This window comes from Lentibacillus sp. L22, from assembly GCF_040812445.1.
GTDB lineage: Bacteria > Bacillota > Bacilli > Bacillales > Amphibacillaceae > Lentibacillus_C > Lentibacillus_C daqui.
The window spans coordinates 1-1,423 of the sequence record NZ_JBFNXI010000103.1 but is presented as its reverse complement, the minus strand read 5'-3'; the positions used below and the strand labels follow the sequence as shown (position 1 = coordinate 1,423).

Annotated in this window: 1 protein-coding gene; it reads left to right on the top strand. The window is 40.8% G+C overall.

The window, feature by feature from the left end; genetic code table 11:
- Nucleotides 1–1,275: IS1380 family transposase (locus ABRT01_RS18215; RefSeq protein ID WP_367749195.1), on the top strand; the 1,275-nt coding region annotated here is incomplete at its 5' end.
- Nucleotides 1,276–1,423 lie beyond the last annotated feature (148 nt).

Sequence of the window (1,423 nt, the reverse complement as noted above, 5' to 3'; positions counted from 1 at the left end):
ATCAAATTATCTAACGATGGTGGTGCACTTTCATCCGATACAGGTGAACTCTTATTCCGAGAGTTCGATGAAAAGATTGGCTTCTTCTCAACGCTGACAAAGCATTTAAAGCTTAAAGATGATCGACGTTACTATGTTCACTCCAATGAACAGTTACTTCGCCAAAAGATGTATCAAATCATTGCTGGATATGCCGAAGATGACGCAGCTGATCAATTAACGAATGATCCTGTCTTTACGCAGGTTGTAGGAACAGATGCTTTAGCTTCCCAGCCAAGTTTATCCCGGCTTTTCCCACGATTTGATGATGAATCGATGGAACAATTAAACCAGGCAAACCAGGAACTTTTAGACAAGGTGCATCAATATAGAAATGCCAAGTCGATTATTCTGGATTTGGATTCCACTCATGCAGATACATATGGCGATCAGGAGGATGCAACATTCAATACGCATTATGGAACCATTGGATTTCATCCTTTAGTTGCTTTTGACGGTATCACCGGCGATTTTTTGAAAGCAAAACTACGCCCAGGCAATGTCTATACTTCCAATGGCGTGGTGGATTTTATCGAGCCTGTTATCAACCATTACAATGAGCAGTTTCCTGAAACCATCCCGTTTCTGCGCGGTGACAGTGGCTTCGCCGTCCCGGGTCTATATGAACTGTGCGAGGATGAATCGGTTTATTATGTGATTCGTTTGAAATCCAATCCTAATTTGCAGCGACTTGCCGATGAGCTGCACCCTTCCACTGTTCCAACCGATGTGACAAAATCGGAAATCTATTATGAAGAAGCCGAGTATCAGGCAAAATCATGGTCCAAGCCAAGAAAAGTGATCATCCAATCCGTTCGTCCGGCCGGTGAATTGTTTTTTACGCACGCTTTCTTTGTAACGAACCTGACTGATGTCTTCTCTCCTAAAGATATTGTTCATTCCTACCAGAAAAGAGGAACGATGGAGAATTATATCAAGGAATCCAAAAATGGGTTTAACCTGGATCGCATGAGCAGCCATAAATTTGAATGCAATGAGGTTAGAATGATGCTTAGTTTGTTAGCTTATAACCTTACGAATTGGATGCGTACGCTTTGTTTTCCTGAAGAACAGAAAAACATGCGGATCCAAACGATACGAACTAGAATCATTAAAGTCGCCAGTAAATTGGTAAAGTCAGGACGATCTCTTTACTTTAAATTAGCCTCCAGCTTTGTGTATCAATCGTTTTTCTGGAAAGTATTACAGCGAATTCAAAGATTACAATTAGAGTGAGGCCATACCGCTGTTCTCTAAGCACATTTAAAAAACCATCGTAAGACCAAGGGAGTCGTATGTCCAAAAAATAGAGATTTTCAAGGATCTCTAGTTTAAGCAAACCATTTCTGGAAAGGTTCCATCTTATTTTACGAAAATAACCCAG